Source organism: Chloroflexota bacterium, from assembly GCA_040902225.1.
Taxonomy (GTDB): domain Bacteria; phylum Chloroflexota; class Limnocylindria; order QHBO01; family QHBO01; genus CF-167.
This window is the reverse complement of record JBBDXT010000004.1, coordinates 831185-850661: the sequence shown is the minus strand read 5'-3', so window position 1 is coordinate 850661 and position 19477 is coordinate 831185. Positions and strand designations below refer to the sequence as shown.

The following is a 19477-nucleotide window of genomic DNA, read 5'->3' as shown; positions in this document are numbered from 1 at the left end:
GCTACGCCCCCGATTCCGGGTTGTGAAGGTGTTCGCGATCGGCGAACGACGAGAGGAATCGGTGCAGGAAGGTCTTGGTTCGCTCGTCCTCGGGGTCTCCCAGGACCTGCTCCGGCGGACCGGCCTCGATGATCTGTCCTTCGTCCAGGTAGACGACGGTGTCAGCCGCCTCGCGCGCGAAATGCATCTCGTGGGTCACCACGATCATGGTCGTCCCCTCGTGCGCCAGCTCCTCCATGACCGTCAGCACCTCGCCCACGAGCTCCGGGTCGAGCGCGCTGGTCGGCTCGTCGAACATCAGCACCTTGGGCTCCATGCACATCGCCCGAGCAATGGCGACCCGCTGCTTCTGTCCACCCGACAGGCGGTCGGGATACTCGTCCCGCTTGTCGGCGAGGCCAACCTTTTCCAGGAGTCGCTCCGCGGTCGCCACGGCCTCGTCCTGGGGGATCTTCCGGACCCGCATCGGCGCCTCGATGCAGTTGGCCAGGGCGCTCATGTGCGGGAAGAGGTTGAACTCCTGGAAGAGCATCCCGGTGCGGAGGCGAATCTGCCGGATCTGCTCGCGCCGTTCCCGCGTGTTGGCGTGGAGCGGGTCGGCCTCCACCTGCAGGCCGTCGATCTCCACGCTGCCGACTGTCGGCTCCTCCAGGAAGTTCAGGCAGCGGATCAAGGTTGTCTTGCCGGAGCCCGACCGGCCGATGAGCATCACCGCCTGCCGGCGGCGCACCTTGAGATCGATCCCCTTGAGGACGTGGTTGGTCCCGAAGTACTTCTCGATGCCGCGGGCATCGACGATCACCTCGCCAAGGTGCGGGGCGTCTGACGGCTCGATGATCATCGGTCGCCGCGCGCCATCCGTCGCTCCAGGCGCTCCTGGAAGTAGCTGAATGTGATCGTAAGGAGCCAATACACGGCCGCCGCGATGAGCAGGGTCTCGAGACTGCGGAAGTTCTGTCTCCCGACCAGCTGGGCGCGGAAGAGCAGCTCCTCCACGGCGAGGATGGACACGAGCGACGAGTCCTTGAGCATGGCCACGAACTCGTTGCCGATCGCGGGGATCACGATCCGCAGGGCCTGCGGCAGCACGATCCGGCGCATCACCAGCCGCTCCGGCATGCCGAGCGACTCGGCCGCCTCGCGCTGGCCCTTGGGCACGGCCTGGATCCCGGCGCGGAAGATCTCGGTCAGGTATGCGCCGTAGTTGAAGCTGAGCGCGATGATCCCCGACGGAATCGCCGGCAGGACGATCCCCACCTGGGGAAGTGCCAGGTAGATGAAGTAGATCTGGACGATGAGCGGCGTGCCGCGGACGAGGGAGACGTAGAGCGCTGCGACCCCGCTGAGGTACGGGTTGCGCGAGAGCCGTCCCATCGCGCTGATGAGCGCCAGGATGGTGGCGAAGAAGATCGACACGACGGAGACGAGGAGCGTCAGTCCGGCCCCGCCGATGATGAACGGCCCCCATAGGCCGATGAACGCGGTGTCGATGTTGCCCGTGGCATACAGGCCCACCAGCACGATGCCGATCAGGACCAGCCAGGTGGCGCCTGACTTCAGGCGGAACAAGACGCGTGATCTGGCCTGGCTGGCCTCGACCTGGGAGAGGATTGAACCGGGCTGGGGAGCGTCAGCTGCGATCACGGATCACCTCCGCAAAAGAAGAAGGACGGGGACCCACCCGGAGTCCCCGTCCTGATATTCGCTGTGGCTCGTTCAGCCGCCGGGTGGAACCGTGAGGTCTTCCCCTTCGAACCATTTCTCGCTTAGGGTCGTGAGCGTCCCGTCCGCGTGCATCTCGCCGATGGCCTTGTCGATCTCGAACAGGAGCGCCGCGTGTGCCGGCCCGCTCTTGTCGATGGCCACCGCGAGGTTCTCCAGGAAGATCGGCTCGCCGATCTTCACGATCGGCTGATCCGCATCAACGGCGGCGTCGATCACCGTGCCTGACGTGATCAGGAGGTCGAACTCCGGCCGGTTTGCCGCGATGTCCTCGATGCAGTTCGAGTCCGTGGGCCGAGTCAAAGCCTCGGCTCCGCTCGGCAGCTCAAACGGGATCTGGTCGACACTGGTCACCCCGGATCGAGTGCTGGCCGCCATGAATGCCGGGGTGTAGTAGTACGGCTGGGTAAAGCTGAAGAGCGTCTTGCGGTCGGTGGTGATCGTCATCGATCCCACGCTGATATCCCAGCGGCTGGCCCAGCTGCCGGCCGTGATGATGTCAAAGTCCACATGCTGGAACTCGGCCGTGACTCCGAGGCGCTTCGCGATCTCGGTGCCGACGTCGATGTCGAAGCCGACCCACGAGCCGTCGGGCTCACGGAACGACTGCGGCTTGTAGTTCGCATCGGTCGAGATGCGAACCTTGCCGTTGGCCTTGATCGTCTCCAGAAGGTCCCCGGTGGCGCTGGCCGGCTCCGTGATCGGATCCTGGTCGGTGGGTGCGTTCTCGGCGCCGCTAAGCCACGAGAGGTATGTGGTTCCCGCCCCAACGCACACGGCGGCCGGAATGTCGACCGTCGTGACGCTTGGCGCCGCCGAATCGCTGGCCGCTGCGCTGCTTGGCGAGGCCGAGCCGTTGCCCGCCGGGGTGCAGGCCGCCACCAGCATCAGTGAAGCCAGCAAGGTGGCTCCGCGCCGAAGATGGTTCATCATTGGTCCTCCGTCACGCGGACCGCGCACCATGCTCAGTCTCGCGCAGTGTGTAGCGTGGTTTACCACGCGGGGGGCGGTGCGGCAAGGATTGCCTCATCGGTACACTCGCCTCATGACGACGACCCCGCTTTCGCGTGCCGCGACGTTGCCATCTCGCTACTACCTCGAGCCGGCCAACCTTGAGCGCGAGAAAGAACTCGTCTTCGGCCGCACCTGGCAGCTCGTCGCGCGCGCTGAGGAGCTGCAGCGGGTTGGCGACTTCGTGCCGGTCACCATCCTCGACGAGCCGATCGTGATCACCCACGGCCTCGATGGGGAGCTGCGCGGGTTTTACAACGTGTGCCGGCATCGGGCCGGGCAGGTCGCCCTCACGCGCGGCAACCGCAAGTCGCTGCAGTGCCGCTATCACGGCTGGACCTACGGGTTGGACGGCACGCTGCGCGCCTGCCCCGAGATGGAGGAGACCGAGGACTTCCGCAAGGAGGACTTCGGCCTGATGCCCGTGCGGGTTGACCGATGGGGCCCGTTCGTCTTCGCCTGTCTCTCCGCCGACGCACCGCCACTCCCCGAGGTCATGGGCGCAATACCCGACGAGGTCGCCAGGGCCGGATTCGACATGGATCGGATGCGGCTGGTCGAGCGGCGCGAATACCTGGTCGAGTGCAACTGGAAGGTCTACGTCGACAACTACCTGGAGGGCTACCACCTGCCGATTGCGCACCCGCAGCTGTTCCGCGAGCTCGACTACGACGCCTACCGGGTGGAGGAGTTCCTACCAGGACAACATGTCCTCGAACGTGATCCTGCCGCTGAGCGTGGACCGTACGCTGACGATCTTCGAGTGGTTCTTCGCCGATCCGGGCACCGGGCCGGGCTGGGAGTCGATGCAGCAGACGATCGCCTTCAGCGACGAGATCCAGCAGGAGGACATCGTCATCTGCGAGCAGGTCCAGCGTGGGCTCCGCTCCCGCTCCTACGACTCAGGCCGCTTCTCGGCCAAGCGCGAGAACGGCGTCTACCACTTCCAGAACCTGGTCCGCGAGTTCCTGGGGGAGGGGACCTGATGCCGAGGCTGGACCGGCCTGCCGGCGTTTACCAAACATACTGGTGCATCAACGCCGTTGGTCGACTCTGGACCGCGTATTGGCCACGTCACGCGCGTTGGCACCAGTGTGGCGGGTGAGACTGCACCCGAGTGGCCGGTAACGTCACGGTGTACCAATATGGCTGGTAAGCCAATGCCCTTGGGCAGGCTCCTGTGACCGCCGCCCGGGCCGATGGGCGCCTCACCGTGGCTCTCGTCTCTGAGGTCTTCTGGGAGCCGGACGGACTCGGCCGACTTGCAGAGCGGCTCGACCAGTGCGTCCGGCGCGGCGCCGACGTGGCCCTTCTGCCAGAGCTCGCGCTGCACCCATGGCGGCCCGCGACCAAGGAGGCGGTCGACGACGACTCTGAGCCGATGGACGGGCCTCGCGCCCGAGCATTGGCGACGGCTGCGCGCGAGGCGGGGATCGGCCTGGTGGGAGGGATCATCCACGCGGATCCCGAGACCGGACGACGGACCAGCCGTGCGCTCGTGTTCGATCGGTCTGGTGACCTGGTGGCCACTTACGAGAAGCTGCACCTCCCGGAGGAACCGGGCTTCTGGGAGACGAGCCACTATGAGCCCGGGACCGAGTCGCCGCGACGCATCGACGCCTTTGGGCTGCCGGTGGGCGTCCAGATCTGCAGCGATACCAACCGCCCGGAGGGCTCGCACCTGCTTGGGGGGCAGGGGGCCGAGGCGATCCTGATCCCGCGTGCCAGCGAGGAGCGGACCTACCAGCGCTGGAAGATCGTCTTCCGCGCCAATGCGCTCACCAGCTCCAGCTACGTCCTCTCCGTCAATCGGCCCGATCCAGAGGCGGGAGTGCTGCTGGGTGGCCCCTCGATTGCGGTCGATCCCAAGGGCAACGTGCTCCTGGAGACGACCGACCAGATCGCGATCGTGACCCTTGAGTCGCGCGTGGTCAGCGCCGCCCGGATCGCCTACCCGGGGTATCTGCCTGTGCGCGCCCGGCTCTACGCCGATGCCTGGGGCGAGATCGCGGGGAGGGACGGCGAGCCGAGCTGAGGGCGCTCAGGAGAAGGTGAAGGTACCCTCGGCAAGGAGCTCTCCGCCTCGGAAGATGCGAAGGATGTGGGTGCCCTTTCCCCAGGCGTTGATCAGTTGCGCCACCGTTGCTGGGGACCTGAGGCCTTCGGTCGACAAGGTCTTGTCGACGATCACGACGCCCTCTTCGCGGGTCTGGACGACCGTCTCGGTGCCATCCGCCGCGACGCGGACCACCTCTTCGATGAGCCGATCGACTCCGATCGGCTCCTTCAGGGTGATGGAGTGGGCGAAGCCGGGGCTATCCGCTGTGAACGTCGTGGTCTCGCCGGTGAGCTGGCGCGTATTGTTGTTCCATCCCGTTCCAAATTTGATCGTCCCTGGCAGCGTCGGCGATGGCAGGACGCTCGGGCTCTCGATGGCGCTCGGAAGCTCAGAGGCTGAGGCGCTCGGCGACGGCGTGGGGGAGGGTGTCTGCTCCGCGACGTTCGGCGCGGGAGGGATGAGGCCTGACAGGATCAGCCCCAGGGCGATTGCAGCCACGATGGCCCCGAGGGTGCCGCCGATCGAGGTGAGCGAGGCCTGATCGGTGGGGAAGAGGCCGGCTGGGCCGCTGGATATTGGGGCGGCTGGCTGGATGGCGTATCCACATGAGCGGCAGACCTGCGCCCACGACGGGTTCTCGTGGCCGCAGTTGAAGCATTCAACGGTGTCGCCGGTCATCGGGCCAGAGCCTAGCACGCAGGTGGCCGCCGGCGGTGAGAACGCCGACGGCCCGTTGGAGGACCCCGCAACGGGCCATCCGCCGGGGATGCTAGCCGACCGGTCGCGTCGTGCCAAACCCGCGAATGACACATATCCGATCGTCGTGCCGGTTGCCGTGCAAGGTTCCAGCAACCTCGGACGGCTATACCTAGGCGACGAGCCTGAGCTCAGCTAGGGCACGGGTGGCCGTCTGGCAGAAGCAAGGAGAGCGACCATGTACATCGGTGGTGGAATCCTCGGCCTCATCCTGCTGATCCTGCTCATCCTCTGGTTGACCGGCAACCTCTGAGTTTCGGTCTGGCGGAGCGTCAGCTGACAGCCTCCCTAAGGCGACCCTTTCTCAGCAGTTTCAGGCGGCGCCGGATGCCATTCGAGCGCAGAGCAAGGAACAGCTTTGCCTGTCGTGACCGATTCGACCACGACTCGAGGGCTCGAAGGCCATCCATGACCGCCCTCGCATTCGCGGGTTCAGGCTTCGGCTCCTGCCGCTCACCCTGGCTGAATATGCTCCGGATCTCCTCGTCCCCCGAGATGAGGCGGAATCCAGCGCGTGCCATCGTCTCGGTCAGCGTCGTCAGGGTGAAGTGGAACGTATGCGCCACGGTCAGGTACCGATCGAAGCGGAACGCGTACTCCCGCTTGCGGTCGATCGTGAGCAGACCAGGGACCTCAACATAGAAGAGGGTGGCCTCGTCGCCAAGGGCTCGGACATCGGCGAGCCCGGCGGTCAGGTCGGGCAGGTGTTCGACGACGTGACTGAGAATCACGACATCGAAGGGAGCCAGATCCTGCAACGTTTCTGGCCCACCCTGTCGCATGTCAGTGCCCACCGACCGACCCGCCTCAACGTAGGCTGACGCGTACTCGCAGCCAGCCGTCGTCACGTCTCTGCCAGCCGCCTCCGCGAACTCGCGCAGCACCTGGCCTGTGGCAGCCCCGATCTCGGCGACGCGCAGCGGCCCGTCAGGCAGCTGGTCCCGCATCAGCGAGACGATGGCCGCGCCCTGCCCGCGGCGAAAGAGCGCGGTCGAGGGGTCCGGAGCGGGAAGGCTCATGTGCAGCCCGTGGTAGTCATGCTGATAAAAATCCGGGAGGTCGGCGGTGGAGAGGCGCGGGGAGGACCGGGCCAGGCCGCAGCTGCCACACAGGACGACGCCGATCGGCAGCCCGAAGCGGTCGTGCGACGCGATCGGCTTCGCGTCCGTTGATCCGCATGGACACCCGAGGACATCCTCCAGGTGGTACTGGCCGCTCGCCAGCTTTGTCAGCAGCTTCGTTCGATATTCCCGCTGAACGGAGCTGAGTCGGAAGGTGGCCCGATGCGGTGCCTCGACCATTCGCCTCAGTGTAGGTGGTGCCGGAGGTGGGATTCGAACCCACACGAGCTTGCACTCATCGGTGTTTGAGACCGACGCGTCTGCCGATTCCGCCACTCCGGCGCGGGGGAGGCATGGTACCCGCGACGCGCGCGGCGTGGCTAGGCGGCGGTGCCTAGGCGCGGACCTCCTGGCGCATGAACTGGATGTAGCCGATCGCGAAGCAGATCACGGTCAGCGCCACCAGCGCGACGACGTGCGGCCACACCAGCAGCAGGCTCTGGTCGAGCGACAGGAGGCTGGGGATCTGCTGCTGCGCCTGCGTCAGCTCGCCGAGCGTGGCCGGGGTGTTGGTCCCGGTCAGCGAGGGGTTGAGCAGCACCGATGACGCCTCCGAATACAGCGTCGTCGGCAGCAGTCGCAGCACGAAGGCGTGCAGCTGGTAGAGGCCGAGCGCCCGGTCGATGGCGGTGCTGTCGGTCACCGGGGCGATGGCGCCCAGCAATAGGTTCAGCACGAAGCGGCCGAACATGGCGATCCCCATCCAGACGCCGAACCCGATCAGCGCGGCCGTTGCCGCGCGGTGCACCACCACCGAGAGCAGCAGCCCGAACGCGAGCCAGACCGCGACATATGCGATCGTCACCACGAACCATACGAGCAGGCGGAAAACCTCGGACCAGGCCGGCACGATTCCGAGCCGCAGCAGACCGAAACCGGAGATCAGCAGCACCACCGACAGCAGCACCAGCGTGATCGCCGCCAGGGACGCGACGAACTTGCCGTTGATCACGTCGTCGCGATGGATCGGCTGCGCGACGAGGCGCGGCAGCGTCCCCTGCGCCCGCTCGCCATTGACCGCGTCGAAGGCGAAGGCGATCCCCAGCAGCGGTGCGGCGAGGCCGATGAAGCCCTGCACGCTCACGTCGAGCCCGAAGATCGAGACGTCCTGCGGCCCGATGATGAAGAGCGCCAGGAAGACCGCCTGTGCCCCGCTGACCTCCGATGCCAGCTCGTGGATCCGCTCGGTCGCAAGGAAGAGCGGGATCCCCGCCGCCAGGCCGAGCACGATGAGCAGGACGAAGAACCGCAGGCTCAGCACGTGATCGGCGAACTCCTTGCCGGCCACGACCAGCCATCCCGAGCGTGGAACGCTCCGCGCCGGCGCGGTCGCGGCCGTCTCGACGGTGGTCATGCGACCGCTCCGACCGGATCACCAGGCTCGACCGCTGCCCGATGCAGGCCCGCCTCGCGCAGTGCCGCCCGATAGATGTCGTCGAGCGAGGGATCGGCCGAGCGAATGGCCGTGAGCCCCAGCCCGTCGCGCGCGGCGCCGGCAAGGACCGCCTCGCGGACCTGCCGCCCGGCGCTGGCCGGTCGCACGTGCAGTCGCCACGGCGCTCCTGCGCCATCGGCCGGATCGACGTGCTCGACCTGGGGGATGCCGCCCAGGAACGGCCCGATGCGCTCGGCGGCGCCGGCCGCCTGCTCGCCCTCGAACGTGACTTCGACCTGGCCGGTGTCGTTGCCGAATCGAGCTGCCAGCTCGGAGACCGTGCCCAGGCCGATGAGCCGGCCGGCGGCGAAGATGCCCACCCGATCGCAGACGGACTGGACCTGCGTGAGCAGGTGGCTCGAGAGGAGCACCGTCACCCGGCGCTCGCGAACGAGGTCACGCAGCAGCTGGAGGATCTCGACCACCCCGATCGGGTCGATCGCCGCGGTCGGCTCGTCGAGGATCAGGATGTCGGGGTCCTTGATCAGGGCATCGGCGATGCCGAGACGCTGGAGCATTCCGCGTGAGTAGGTGTCGGCCCGGCCGTTGCCGCGATCGCTGAGCCCCACCTGGGCCAGTGCCGCCTCGATCCGTCCCTCCGCCTCCTCACCACGCATCCCGTTCAGCCGCGCCGTGTAGCGCAGGTTCTGGCGCCCGGTAAGGTCGCCGTAGAAGCCGACGCTGTCCGGCAGGTAGCCCACCATGCGCTTGACGCGCAGAGCGTCCCGCGCCGGGTCGAGGCCCATCACTCGCGCCGTCCCGCCGCTCGGCTCGGTCAGCCCCAGCAGCATCAGGATGGTGGTCGTCTTGCCCGCCCCGTTCTGCCCCAGCAGGCCGAAGATCTCCCCGCGGCGCAGCTCCAGGTCGAGGCCGTCGACCGCGACCAGGTCGCCGTAGCGCTTGGTCAGCCCGGCCGCGACGATGGGCGGTTCGCCGCTCCCGGTCACCGCCGTCCGTACCGCTGGAAGACCCACCACAGGCCGAACAGGACCAGAGCGATGAGTGCCAGCCCGACGAACCCGAAGAGCGGCGAGGTCTCGATCGTCATGCGGATCTCGACGGAGCCATCCGCATCGGGGCTCTGGGCTCGATAGGTGACCACGTAGTCGCCGGCGATCGCGTCGTTGGACGGCACGATCGTGGCGGTGATGGTCGCGTCATCGTCAGCGGCGATGCTGTCGATCGTGTCGGACGGGCTGAAGGTGACCGTCCAGTCGGTTGGCGCGGTTGCGGAGACGACGACCGCTTCGAGAGGCTGGGTCCCGTCGTTGTGGACCAGCAGCTGCTGCGTGATCGAGCTGCCGGCGGCGCCGGAGTTGCTGAGCCGCTGGTCAGGGGTGGTCAGGGTCAGGGCGGTGGTGCCGGTCACCACCACCGACAGCTCCGCATCGATCGTCCGGTCGCCGACAGTGGCTCGCACGTTGATGGGATAGGTGTCCGGCGCGACGTCGGTCGGTGGCGTGGCCGATACCGAGACCGCCGCGCTGTCGCTCGCCTTGACCACGGCGCTTGCCGCCTGCGTCTGTCCGGTCAGCGTGGCGTTGACCTCCCAGCCCTCGGACCCCACGGCGGTGACGGCGAAGGTCAGGTCCTCCGAGCTCTCGTTGCGCAGGGTGAGGTTGAAGGTGAAGGTCGTGCCGGACGCGCCCTGCAGCGAGGGGTAGTCGCTGGCCAGGGTCACCTCTCCAGAGGCCGCGGTGCTGACCTGAATGCTCAGCGGCAGCGTGCTGCGCACTCCGCCAGCCACGGCTGCCACGGTCACCGTTGACGCTCCATCGGTCGCGGTGGCGGGAATGTCAATCTCGAGCCGGACGGTGGCAATGCCGTCGACATCGGTCTGGACGCCGCTGACCACGTATCCGCCGCCACGCAGGGTGGCGACCCAGCCAGCCGGCAGACCCGAGACGGAGAGGGCGACCTGCTGGTTCGCGGTGCCCGTCACCGCGATGTCGAAGCCCACCGTGGAACCGGGCGCCACGACGATGGACGGGTAGGGTGTCGTGAGCGTCGCACCGGCGGCCATGGCGGCTGGGGCGAGCGCAAGGGTGCTGCTCAGGAACAGGCCGATGGCGGCCAGCGGGGCGCCTCGCCTGCGCCCATGGATCGGTACGGTCGGCACTCGCTCTCCTCCACGCATCACCCGAAGCCGGGAGCACCTCGGCGTGTGCTCGCAGCGGCTCGGCGCAGGATGCAAGGTGACAAGAAATGCGGGAATGCGCAACCAATTCGCGGTCAATGAAAGGTTGAGACCCCGCAATACTTCTCGGCGCCGCGGAATGTGATCATAGGTGTCCGATGCTTCCTCGCGACCCCGCCCGGCCCGCGTCGCGCACCGCGCCCCTCTCCGACGAGGCAGCGGTGATCGCCCGTGCGGCGGCGGGGGATCGCAACGCCTTCACGCAGCTCATCGAGCACTACCAATCGGCCTGCTATGGCCTGGCCTGGCGGCTGCTGGGTGATCCCGACCAGGCCGCCGATGCCGCCCAGGACGCGTTCGTGCATGCCTATGACGCCATCGCCAAGTACCGCGGCGGGCTCTTCCGATCATGGCTGCTGCGGATCACGGCCAATGCCAGCTACGACATCCTGCGGCGGGCCCAGCGCAAGCCGACCACCACGCTGCCGGACGCCGAGGAGGGGGAGGCGGAGCTGCCGGACCGCTCGGCCGCCGATCCCGAGGCGGAGGCCGGCCGCTCGGAGCTGTACCGCTACCTTGACGCCGCCCTGCGGCTGCTGCCGCAGGACCAGCGCACGGCGGTCGTGCTGTGCGACGTGTACGGGATGGACTACGGCGAGGTGGCCGACGCGACCGAGTCCGCCCTCGGGACCGTCAAGTCGCGCATCCACCGTGGCCGCCTCCGCCTCCGCGAGCTGATGGCCGAGCACCGGGAACTGTTCCTGAACGAGGCGCGTCTGGACCGATGACCATGCAGAACACGCCTCATCCTGACGACGAGCGCCTCGCCGCCTTTGCCGGCGGCGATTCCGACGCCCTCGCCGACTCGTCGCTCGTCGCGCACCTCACGGCCTGCGATCGCTGCCGGCCGCTGGTCGACGAGCTGTCGCTCCTGCGTGGCGCCCTCGCCGAGCTTCCAGACCTCGCGCCGTCGCGCCCGTTGCGCCTCATCCCTCCCGTGCCGTCTCCGGCTCCTGCCGGCGGCCGGCGTTCCTGGCTGCGCCGCCTCACCGCCCCTGCGATGGCCGCCGGGGTCGGACTGGTCCTGGTCGGAGCCGTCGGATTTGGAGCGTCCGGCGCCGTCGGCGATCTCTTCGGCCGTGCCGCCAGCGCCCCTGGTGCCCAGGAGGCCAGTGCGTCGGATCGCCAATTTGGGGCCTTCCCGAGCGCGGCGCCGTCGCTTGCGCCGGGTGACACGACCGGCAACGCCGGCTCCGAGAGCTCGCCCCGAAGCATGCGGTCGGGCGAGCCCGCGTCGCCCACATCAGCCTCGCCCGCGCCAGCCTCGCCCCCGCCCAGTGTCGACGAGGCCGCGCCCACTGAACAGGTGACGGGCAATTCGTCACCCGAGCAGCCGTGGCTGACCCTGCTCATCGCCGGTGTCGGCCTGTTCGGGATATCGACCGCCCTGCGCTTCTCGCTCTCCCCGCGCGCCGGCTAGGCGAGCTTTCCCACCACCACCGCGATCGCCAGCAGCGTCAGGAATACCGCGGCCACGATCAACGCCGCCCAGCCGGAGTCGCGGAACGTGCGCGGCCCGGTCTCCAGCGGTGTCGGTCGACGCGTCGGCGGCAGCTGGACCTCGCCAGGCTGACGAATCGTCCGAGGCGCGGCGCGGGTCTCCGCATTGGTGGCGCGCCAGGTCGCCCAGGTCCGCGTGGTCGTCGGCTGCGACGGACGGATCGGCCGCCGCGATGCGGCCCAATGCCCGCTGCTCGGCGTGCCGGCGGTGGGGTGTCCCGCGTCGTACTCAGCTCGGCGTGCGCTCGTCGAGAGGATGCGCCACGCCTCGTTGACCTGCCGCATGTGCGTCGCCGTCTCCTCGTCCGGATGCAGGTCGGGATGGAAGCGTTTTGCCAGCCGCCGATGGGCACCGGCGACCTGCTGCGGCGTGGCATCGCGGGCGATCCCGAGCACGGCGTAGGGATCGTGAAGAGCGTCGCTTGGCACTGCCGCGGATTCTAGGGCGGGCGAGCGGGTCTAGACTCCGATGATGGCAGACCGCCGACCGATCCTGATGCTCATCGACGGACCGAGCATCGTGTATCGGGCCTATTTCGCGATGATGCAGACGCCGCTCACCACGTCGGACGGCATGCTCGTGACCGGGATCTTCGGCTTCCTCAACATCGTCCTGCGCGGGATGCAGGACCTGAAGCCGGACTACGCCATCGTCAGCTTCGACCTCGGCAGGCCGCAGTTCCGCTTCGATGCCTATCCGGACTACAAGGCCGGCCGGCCTTCGATGCCCGATGACCTGCGCGCCCAGTTCCCGATCGTCCGCGAGCTGGTGACGATGATGGGCATGCCGATCCGCGAGCTGGCGGGCTACGAGGCCGATGACGTGATCGGCACCCTGGCTCTCGAGGCCGCGGCCGCCGGGGTGGACACCTACATCGTGTCGGGCGACCTGGACGGCCTGCAGCTGGTCAACGACCACATCCGGCTCTTCACGACCCGGATGGGGGTCGCCAACACGGTCGTCTACGACGAGGCCAAGGTGGCCGAGCGCTACGGCCTGCGTCCCGACCAGATGCTCGACTACAAGGCGCTCAAGGGCGACACCTCCGACAACATCCCCGGCGTGCCGGGGGTGGGGGAGAAGACGGCCGTCGCCCTCCTCCAGCAGTTCGGCTCGCTCGACGCCCTGTACGAGCACCTCGACGAGGTGAAGGGCAAGCTCCGCGAAAGGCTGGCAGAGCACCGGGAGTCGGCCTTCCTGTCGCGTCGGGTGGGGCGCATCGTGACCGACCTGCCGGTTGCTCTCGAGCTCGAGACGGCGCGCACGAGCCGCTACGACCGCCGCGCAGTGGCGCAGCGCCTGCGCGAGCTCGAGTTCCGCTCCCTGATCGATCGGCTGCCGCCCTCGAGCATCGCCCCGACCGGGCACGATGCGCCGGAGCGCGACACGAAGGGCGGCCTCCAGCTGTCGCTCGACCTGCTCGGGGGGAGCGGGGCGTCGCAGGCGGCAGGCGGCGGCGCAGCCGATGGGGCGTCCTCCCGCGCCGCGCCGGACCCGCTCGTCGATCCCGGCGGCGCCATCGAGCACGTCGATCCGCGCATTCCGCGCAGCGAGGCAGATCTGGTGGAGCTGGAGGCCTGGCTGGCGGCACACGGGGACGCGGTTGGGCTGGGCTGGGCGGCGGGTCCTGGGCGCATCCACGGCCGGGCGCTGCTGGGGATCGCGATGGCCGGAGCCGATGGCTCGTGCTGGTACCTGCCGCTGGATGTCGGAGATGGCACGCCGTGGCTTCCCCGGTGGTTCGCCCGCGACGATCGGACGCTGATCGGGCACGACCTCAAGCAGATGATCGTGCTCCTGGCACGGCTGGGGACCCCGCTGCAAGGGCCCGCGGTCGACACGCTGGTGGCGTCCTACATGCTCAATCCGGCGCTGCGCGCCCAGACCCTGGACGACCTCGCCGCCAACCGCTACGGCGCCGAGCTGCCGCCTCCGCCGGTCAGCGGCGAGTCCGGGGCGGAAGAGTCGGTGGTCGCTCGCCGAGCGGCGGCCGAGGCCCTCATCTCGCTGCTCGTCAAGCCGGCTCTCGAGGCCGAGATGGCCGAGGCTGGGCTGTCGGCCCTCTTCGGCGAGGTGGAGATGCCCCTGCTGCCCGTTCTCGCCGGCATGGAGCTGGCCGGCGTCCAGATCGACGGGGCCGTGCTGGCGGCCATGGCGGCCGAGTTCGGCGAGCAGCTGGCATCGCTCGAGTCGCGCATCTACGAGCTGGTCGGCCATCCCTTCAACATCGGCTCGCCCAAGCAGCTCGAGCAGATCCTGTTCCACGAGCTGGAACTGCCCGCCACCAAGCGGACGCGTACCGGCTACTCGACCGATGCATCGGTCCTGGAGGAGCTGAAGGACAAGCACGAGGTGGTGGCGCTGATCTTGGAGCACCGCCAGGTCGCAAAGCTCAAGTCGACCTACGTCGACGCGCTGCCGCTGCTGATGGACGCGAACGGCCGCGTGCACACCACGTACTCGCAGGCGGTGGCGGCCACCGGTCGACTGTCGAGCACCGACCCCAACCTCCAGAACATCCCGATCCGGACCGCCCTGGGCCGGCGCATCCGTCGCGCCTTCGTCGCCCCTCCCGGCAAGCTCCTGCTGGCGGCGGACTACTCGCAGGTCGAGCTCCGCATCCTGGCGCACGTCTCCGGCGACCCGGGGCTCAAGGCCGCCTTCGCCGCGCACGAGGATATCCACCGCTCCACCGCCGCGCGCGTGCTGAAGCTCAAGCCGGAGGAGGTCACCTTCGAGCAGCGCAGCATGGCCAAGATGGTGAATTTCGGGGTCGCCTACGGGATGAGCGACTTCGGCCTGGCGGATCGGCTGCGCATCCCGCGCGAGGAGGCCCACGCCTTCATCGCCGACTACTTCGCCGCCTACGAGGGGATCCGGCGCTACATCATCGAGGTGAAGATCCTCGCCCGCGACCAGGGTTTCGTCTCGACCCTGCTCGGCCGGCGGCGCTACATCCCCGAGCTTTCCGCCCGTAATCCATCGCTGCGCCAGGCTGGCGAGCGGATGGCGATCAACATGCCGATCCAGGGCACGGCCGCAGACGGCATCAAGATCGCCATGGTCCGGCTGGCCGCGGCGATGCAGGAGCGCGGCCTCCAGTCGCAGATGCTGCTGCAGGTCCACGACGAGCTCGTCTTTGAGACCGATGAGGCCGAGATGCCGGTCCTGGCAACGCTCGCCCGGGAGGTGATGGAGGCTGCCCTGCCGCTCGACGTCCCGCTCACGGTCGACCTCAAGGTGGGCGCGGACTGGGATCGAATGGACCGCCTCGAGCCGATTGCCGACGGTGGCTGGCGTCGGGTGGCGCCGCCGGCGGGTGAGGCAGAGCCGGAGGAGCCGGTCCTCGCCGAAGTGGTCGGCTGACCGATGCCCGAGCTCCCCGAGGTCGAGACCGTGGCGCGCGATCTGCAGCACTGGGTGGCGGGCGCCACGATCGCGGAAGCCGAGGTGCGCTGGGAGCGGACGATCCGCCACCCACAGCCGGGTGAGCGGTTCGCCGCGGAGCTGCGCGGCGCGACCATCCGCCGCGTCGGGCGGCGGGCCAAGAGCGTCCTGCTGCACCTCGACGACGGTCGGGTGATGACCGTCGCGCTGCGGATGACCGGTGCGCTGATCGTCGCCCCGCCGGGGACCCCGGACGACCGCTACGCCCGCGTCGTCTTCCGCCTGGCCGATGGCCGTGAGCTGCGCTACCGGGACGTGCGCAAGTTCGGAAGGATCGGGCTCTGGGAGCGCGGAGGTGTGCCGAGGACCGGCCGGCGGGGAAGCACCGGGCGCCGCGTCGCGGAGGCACGTGAGCCGTATCGAGTCGGTGACGTGTTCGCGCGTCACGGGCCGGAGCCCCTGGCCCGCTCGTTCAGCTCGGCCCGACTCGCCGCCCGGCTGCAGGGACGATCAGCCCGCCTCAAGACGCTGCTCCTCGACCAGACCTTCATCGCCGGGGTCGGCAACATCTACGCGGACGAAGCTCTGTGGCGCGCGCGGCTCCACCCGTTGCGCGCCGCCGACACGTTCACGCCCAAGGAGGTGCGGCGCCTCCACCGGGCAGTGCGAGCCGTCCTGCGCCAGGGGATCGTGAACCGGGGCGCGAGCTTCGCGGACTACGTGGGGGCGGACGGCGAGCCGGGCGACAACGCGGAACGGCTTGTGGTCTATCGGCGCACCGGCCAGCCCTGCCTTCGCTGCGGGCGCCCGATCTCGCGCATCGTGGTGGGGCAGCGCAGCACGCACTTCTGCCCGCACTGCCAGGTGCTGCCCGGCGAAAGAGGGCCGGCATGAAGGTCATCGGGCTGACCGGCAACATCGGCTGCGGCAAGAGCACGGTCGCCGGCATGCTGCGCGACCTGGGGGTCGCCACCATTGACGCCGACGAGGTGGCCCGCCAGGTTCGCAACAACGACGGAGTCGCTCGGCGGCGCATCGAGCAGCGCTTCGGCACGTCGGATGCCGGGGAGCTGGCAGAGATCGTGTTCACCGACGCGGGGGCGCTCGCCGACCTGGAGGCGATCCTCCATCCCCCGGTCCGCGACGAGGTGCGGTCCCGGCTGGCGGAGCTGATGGCTGCCGGCGCCGAGGCGGCCTGCATCGAGGCGATCAAGCTGCTCGAGTCGCCGCTTCTGGATCGGTGCGATGAGATCTGGGTGGTGCGTTGCGACGAGGCCGAAGCGCTCGCGCGCCTCGCCGAGCGGGGCGTCGACGAGGGGGCCGCACGAGCGCGACTCGCGAACCAGACGTCGCAGGAGGACAAGGTCGCGGCGGCCGACCGGGTGATCGATGGCTCGGCCTCGATCGACGAGACGCGACGCCAGGTCGAGGCCGCCTATCGGGCATTGATGGCGGTTCGCTAGAATTCAGTCCCGCCCCTCCGTCCCTTGCCACGAGGCCCCTCCTTCATGCCCGATCTCAAGGTCCACGCGCCATTCGAGGCGACCGGCGATCAGCCGGCCGCCATCGGGGCGCTGGTCGACGGGGTGCAGACCGGGCTGAAGCACCAGGTCCTGCTGGGAGCCACGGGAACGGGAAAAACCTTCGTCGTTGCCAAGGTCATCGAGGCGGTTGGCAAGCCGACGCTGGTGATGGCACACAACAAGACGCTGGCCGCGCAGCTGTACCAGGAGTTCCGCGAGTTCTTCCCCGATAACGCGGTCGAGTACTTCGTCAGCTACTACGACTACTTCCAGCCGGAGGCCTACCTGCCGCGGTCGGATACCTACATCGAGAAGGACTCGTCGCGCAACGACGAGATCGACCGGCTGCGGCACAACGCCACCCGCGCCCTCTTCGAGCGGCGCGACGTGATCATCGTTGCCTCGGTATCGTGCATCTACGGGCTGGGGGCGCCGGTCGACTACGGGGCGACCGTGATCAACCTCAAGGTGGGCGGGCACTACCGGCGCGACGGGATCCTGCGGCACCTGGTCGACCTGCAGTACCAGCGCAATGACGCGGCCATGGCACGCGCACGCTTCCGAGTCCGCGGCGACGTGCTCGAGGTGCAGCCACCGCACGGTGAGTACCTGGTCCGCGTGGACATGTTCGGCGACGAGGTGGAGAAGATCGTCGAGGTCGACTCGTTGACCGGCGAGGTGCTGGCCGAGCGCCGCGAGGTGAACTTCTACCCCGCCTCGCACTACGTCACGCCGCGCGACAAGCTGCTGGTGGCGATCACCAAGATCGAGGCCGAGATGGAGGAGCGGGTGGCGGGGCTCGCCAGAGAGGGACGCGACCTGGAGGCTGCCCGCCTCAAGCAACGGACCGACTTCGACCTGGAGATGATGCGCGAGGTCGGCTACTGCTCCGGGATCGAGAACTACAGCCGCCACCTGGCCGGGCGCGAGGCGGGGAGCCGGCCGTGGACCCTGATCGACTACTTCCCGACCGACTTCCTGTTGATCGTGGACGAGAGCCATATCTCGGTGCCGCAGGTGCATGGCATGTACAAGAACGATCGGACCCGCAAGGAGATCCTGGTCGACTTCGGGTTCCGCCTGCCGTCCGCGCTCGACAACCGGCCACTCACCTTCGAGGAATGGGAGGACCACCTGAACCAGGTGATCTACATGAGCGCCACGCCGGGGCCGTATGAGAGGGAGCGAGCCGAGCGCGTCGCCGAGCAGTTCATCCGACCGACCGGCGTGATCGATCCCCAGATCACGGTGCGACCGACGTCCGGCCAGATCGACGACCTGCTGGCCGAGATCCGCGACACGGTGGCGCGCGGCGAGCGGGCACTGGTCACCACCCTCACCAAGAAGATGGCCGAGGACCTGGCCGACTACCTGGCCGAGCTGGGCATCAAGGTGCAGTGGCTGCACAGCGAGGTCGACACCCTGGAGCGGGTCGAGATCCTGCGCGACCTGCGGCTGGGGGTGTACGACGTCCTGGTCGGCATCAACCTGCTGCGCGAGGGGCTCGACCTGCCGGAGGTGACGCTGGTCGCGATCCTGGACGCCGACAAGGAGGGCTTCCTGCGCTCGGGCGGCTCGTTGATCCAGGTGATCGGCCGCGCGGCTCGAAACATCGGGGGACGCGTGATCATGTACGCCGATCGCGAGACCGATTCGATGCGTGCGGCGATCGAGGAGACGAGCCGTCGCCGCGAGCGACAGGTCGCCTACAACCTCGAGCACGGGATCACGCCCGAGACGATCATCAAGGAGATCCGCGACATCAACTCCGGCCTGCGCCGCGTCGCCGAGGAGCGCACCGAGCTCGACGTGGCCGGCAAGGAGCCGGAAGAGCTGGCTGCGATGATGGGCCGGCTCGAGGCGCAGATGAAGGAGGCGGCGCGCAACCTGGAGTTCGAACGCGCCGCGGCGCTGCGCGACGAGATCCTGCAGCTGCGCCGCCTGCGCGAGGAGCTGGCCGCGGCCCCGGGGAGCATCCCCGCCGACGTCTACGCGGCGGCAGCCGAGGCGGGGGAATTCGGCGGCGAGGCGCGACGGGCGCCGCGCGAGGTCTTCAGCACGGCGGCACGGCCGAACATCGTGGCGGCCGGATCGCGCCGCCGGCCACCCCGCCGTCGCCGGCCGTAGCCGAAGCCATGGCCGGCACGATGCCGCACGCCATCTTTGTCGAGACGGGGATCGACGACGGCGCGACGGTGGCCGCCTACGCCGCGGAGCTGCCCGGTTGCGCCGTCTTCGCTGCGTCCGACACCGAGGCAACCAATGAGATGCCTCGCCGGGTGGCGCGCTTCGTGGACTGGCTCCGCGCCGGCGGCGAGGAGGCCCCCACCTTCTTGGGCGACAACTGGTACGAGGTGGAGCGCGCCGCGGTCGCGGATGGCAGCCGTGCGGCCTTTAGCCTTGATGACCTGCCGCCCGGCGACGACGAGTTCGGCCGCTACCTGCACTGGCTCGAGCTGGCTCGCGAGCTGCTTGCAGACCGCCTCGACGCGGCCGGGGAGGAGGCACCCACCGACGCCCTCGACCAGATCGCAGAGCAGGACGTCCTGCTGGCTTCCCAGCTTGGCGCCGCGCCAACGAAGCTCAGCGGTGCGCCGATCGATCGCCTGTACCAGGCTCGGGATGCCCTGACCGTCGCGCTGGAGAGCGCGGGCGCCATGGGGGACGGCGTGCGGCGCGCAGTGCGGCTCGCGATCGCCGACGACCTGCGCCTCGCCGACCAGCTGCGGGGAGCGGCCGGCTGATCGCATCCCCGAGCCCCAAAC

Annotated in this window: 17 protein-coding genes, 1 tRNA gene and 1 pseudogene; 9 read left to right on the top strand and 10 right to left on the bottom strand. The window is 68.9% G+C overall.

Features of this window, described 5'->3' with window-relative positions:
- Position 1 precedes the first annotated feature (1 nt).
- The 3 genes from WEB29_06560 to WEB29_06550 form a co-directional block, all read right to left on the bottom strand.
- Positions 2-841, bottom strand: coding sequence for an amino acid ABC transporter ATP-binding protein (locus WEB29_06560; protein ID MEX2136604.1), 840 nt, complete (start codon positions 839-841; stop codon positions 2-4).
- Positions 838-1644, bottom strand: coding sequence for an amino acid ABC transporter permease (locus WEB29_06555; GenBank protein ID MEX2136603.1), 807 nt, complete (start codon positions 1642-1644; stop codon positions 838-840). The genes WEB29_06560 and WEB29_06555 overlap by 4 nt, the downstream gene beginning before the upstream one ends.
- Before the next feature lie 72 nt (positions 1645-1716).
- Positions 1717-2652, bottom strand: a complete 936-nt coding sequence (locus WEB29_06550) for a transporter substrate-binding domain-containing protein (GenBank protein MEX2136602.1) — start codon at positions 2650-2652, stop codon at positions 1717-1719.
- 115 nt (positions 2653-2767) lie between these two features.
- Between WEB29_06550 and WEB29_06545 the strand changes: the two genes are divergently transcribed.
- Positions 2768-3838 (top strand): aromatic ring-hydroxylating dioxygenase subunit alpha, encoded by a 1071-nt coding sequence (locus WEB29_06545; GenBank protein ID MEX2136601.1) that lies wholly within the window; start codon positions 2768-2770, stop codon positions 3836-3838.
- 75 nt (positions 3839-3913) lie between these two features.
- Positions 3914-4768 (top strand): carbon-nitrogen hydrolase family protein, encoded by an 855-nt coding sequence (locus WEB29_06540; protein MEX2136600.1) that lies wholly within the window; start codon positions 3914-3916, stop codon positions 4766-4768.
- Between the two features lie 6 nt (positions 4769-4774).
- Here the strand turns inward: WEB29_06540 and WEB29_06535 are convergent, their stop codons facing one another.
- From WEB29_06535 to WEB29_06510, 6 genes are all read right to left on the bottom strand, one after another.
- On the bottom strand, positions 4775-5470 hold the full coding sequence (locus WEB29_06535; GenBank protein ID MEX2136599.1) for a zinc ribbon domain-containing protein: 696 nt from the start codon (positions 5468-5470) through the stop codon (positions 4775-4777).
- Positions 5471-5820: 350 nt separating this feature from the next.
- Positions 5821-6849: a class I SAM-dependent methyltransferase gene (locus tag WEB29_06530; protein ID MEX2136598.1), complete on the bottom strand. Its 1029-nt coding sequence runs from the start codon at positions 6847-6849 to the stop codon at positions 5821-5823.
- Positions 6850-6864: 15 nt separating this feature from the next.
- Positions 6865-6951 (bottom strand) — tRNA-Leu (locus WEB29_06525).
- A 52-nt stretch (positions 6952-7003) separates the two neighbouring features.
- Positions 7004-8023: an ABC transporter permease subunit gene (locus WEB29_06520; protein MEX2136597.1), complete on the bottom strand. Its 1020-nt coding sequence runs from the start codon at positions 8021-8023 to the stop codon at positions 7004-7006.
- Positions 8020-9051 carry an ABC transporter ATP-binding protein gene (locus WEB29_06515; protein ID MEX2136596.1) on the bottom strand — a complete coding sequence of 344 codons (1032 nt, stop codon included), beginning with the start codon at positions 9049-9051 and terminating at the stop codon, positions 8020-8022. Before WEB29_06515 ends, WEB29_06520 begins: the two co-directional genes overlap by 4 nt.
- Entirely contained in the window at positions 9048-10223 is a 1176-nt protein-coding gene (locus WEB29_06510; protein ID MEX2136595.1) for an NEW3 domain-containing protein, read from the bottom strand. Before WEB29_06510 ends, WEB29_06515 begins: the two co-directional genes overlap by 4 nt.
- 176 nt (positions 10224-10399) lie before the next feature.
- Between WEB29_06510 and WEB29_06505 the strand changes: the two genes are divergently transcribed.
- Positions 10400-11029 carry a sigma-70 family RNA polymerase sigma factor gene (locus tag WEB29_06505; GenBank protein MEX2136594.1) on the top strand — a complete coding sequence of 210 codons (630 nt, stop codon included), beginning with the start codon at positions 10400-10402 and terminating at the stop codon, positions 11027-11029.
- A complete protein-coding gene (locus WEB29_06500) occupies positions 11026-11721 on the top strand; it encodes a hypothetical protein (GenBank protein MEX2136593.1) in 696 nt (231 codons plus the stop codon). The genes WEB29_06505 and WEB29_06500 overlap by 4 nt, the downstream gene beginning before the upstream one ends.
- Here the strand turns inward: WEB29_06500 and WEB29_06495 are convergent.
- A complete protein-coding gene (locus tag WEB29_06495; GenBank protein ID MEX2136592.1) occupies positions 11718-12230 on the bottom strand; it encodes a J domain-containing protein in 513 nt (170 codons plus the stop codon). The two genes, WEB29_06500 and WEB29_06495, sit on opposite strands and share 4 nt — an antisense overlap.
- Positions 12231-12273: 43 nt before the next feature.
- Between WEB29_06495 and polA the strand changes: the two genes are divergently transcribed.
- From polA to WEB29_06470, 5 genes and pseudogenes are all read left to right on the top strand, one after another.
- Positions 12274-15168 (top strand): DNA polymerase I, encoded by a 2895-nt coding sequence (gene polA / locus WEB29_06490; protein MEX2136591.1) that lies wholly within the window; start codon positions 12274-12276, stop codon positions 15166-15168.
- A gap of 3 nt (positions 15169-15171) precedes the next feature.
- Entirely contained in the window at positions 15172-16083 is a 912-nt protein-coding gene (gene mutM, locus WEB29_06485) for a bifunctional DNA-formamidopyrimidine glycosylase/DNA-(apurinic or apyrimidinic site) lyase (protein MEX2136590.1), read from the top strand.
- Positions 16080-16652, top strand: coding sequence for a dephospho-CoA kinase (coaE, locus tag WEB29_06480; protein ID MEX2136589.1), 573 nt, complete (start codon positions 16080-16082; stop codon positions 16650-16652). Before mutM ends, coaE begins: the two co-directional genes overlap by 4 nt.
- Before the next feature lie 45 nt (positions 16653-16697).
- Positions 16698-18650: pseudogene (gene uvrB / locus WEB29_06475) on the top strand (excinuclease ABC subunit UvrB).
- Positions 18651-18847: 197 nt separating this feature from the next.
- A complete protein-coding gene (locus WEB29_06470) occupies positions 18848-19456 on the top strand; it encodes a hypothetical protein (GenBank protein MEX2136588.1) in 609 nt (202 codons plus the stop codon).
- The last annotated feature ends 21 nt before the right edge of the window (positions 19457-19477 follow it).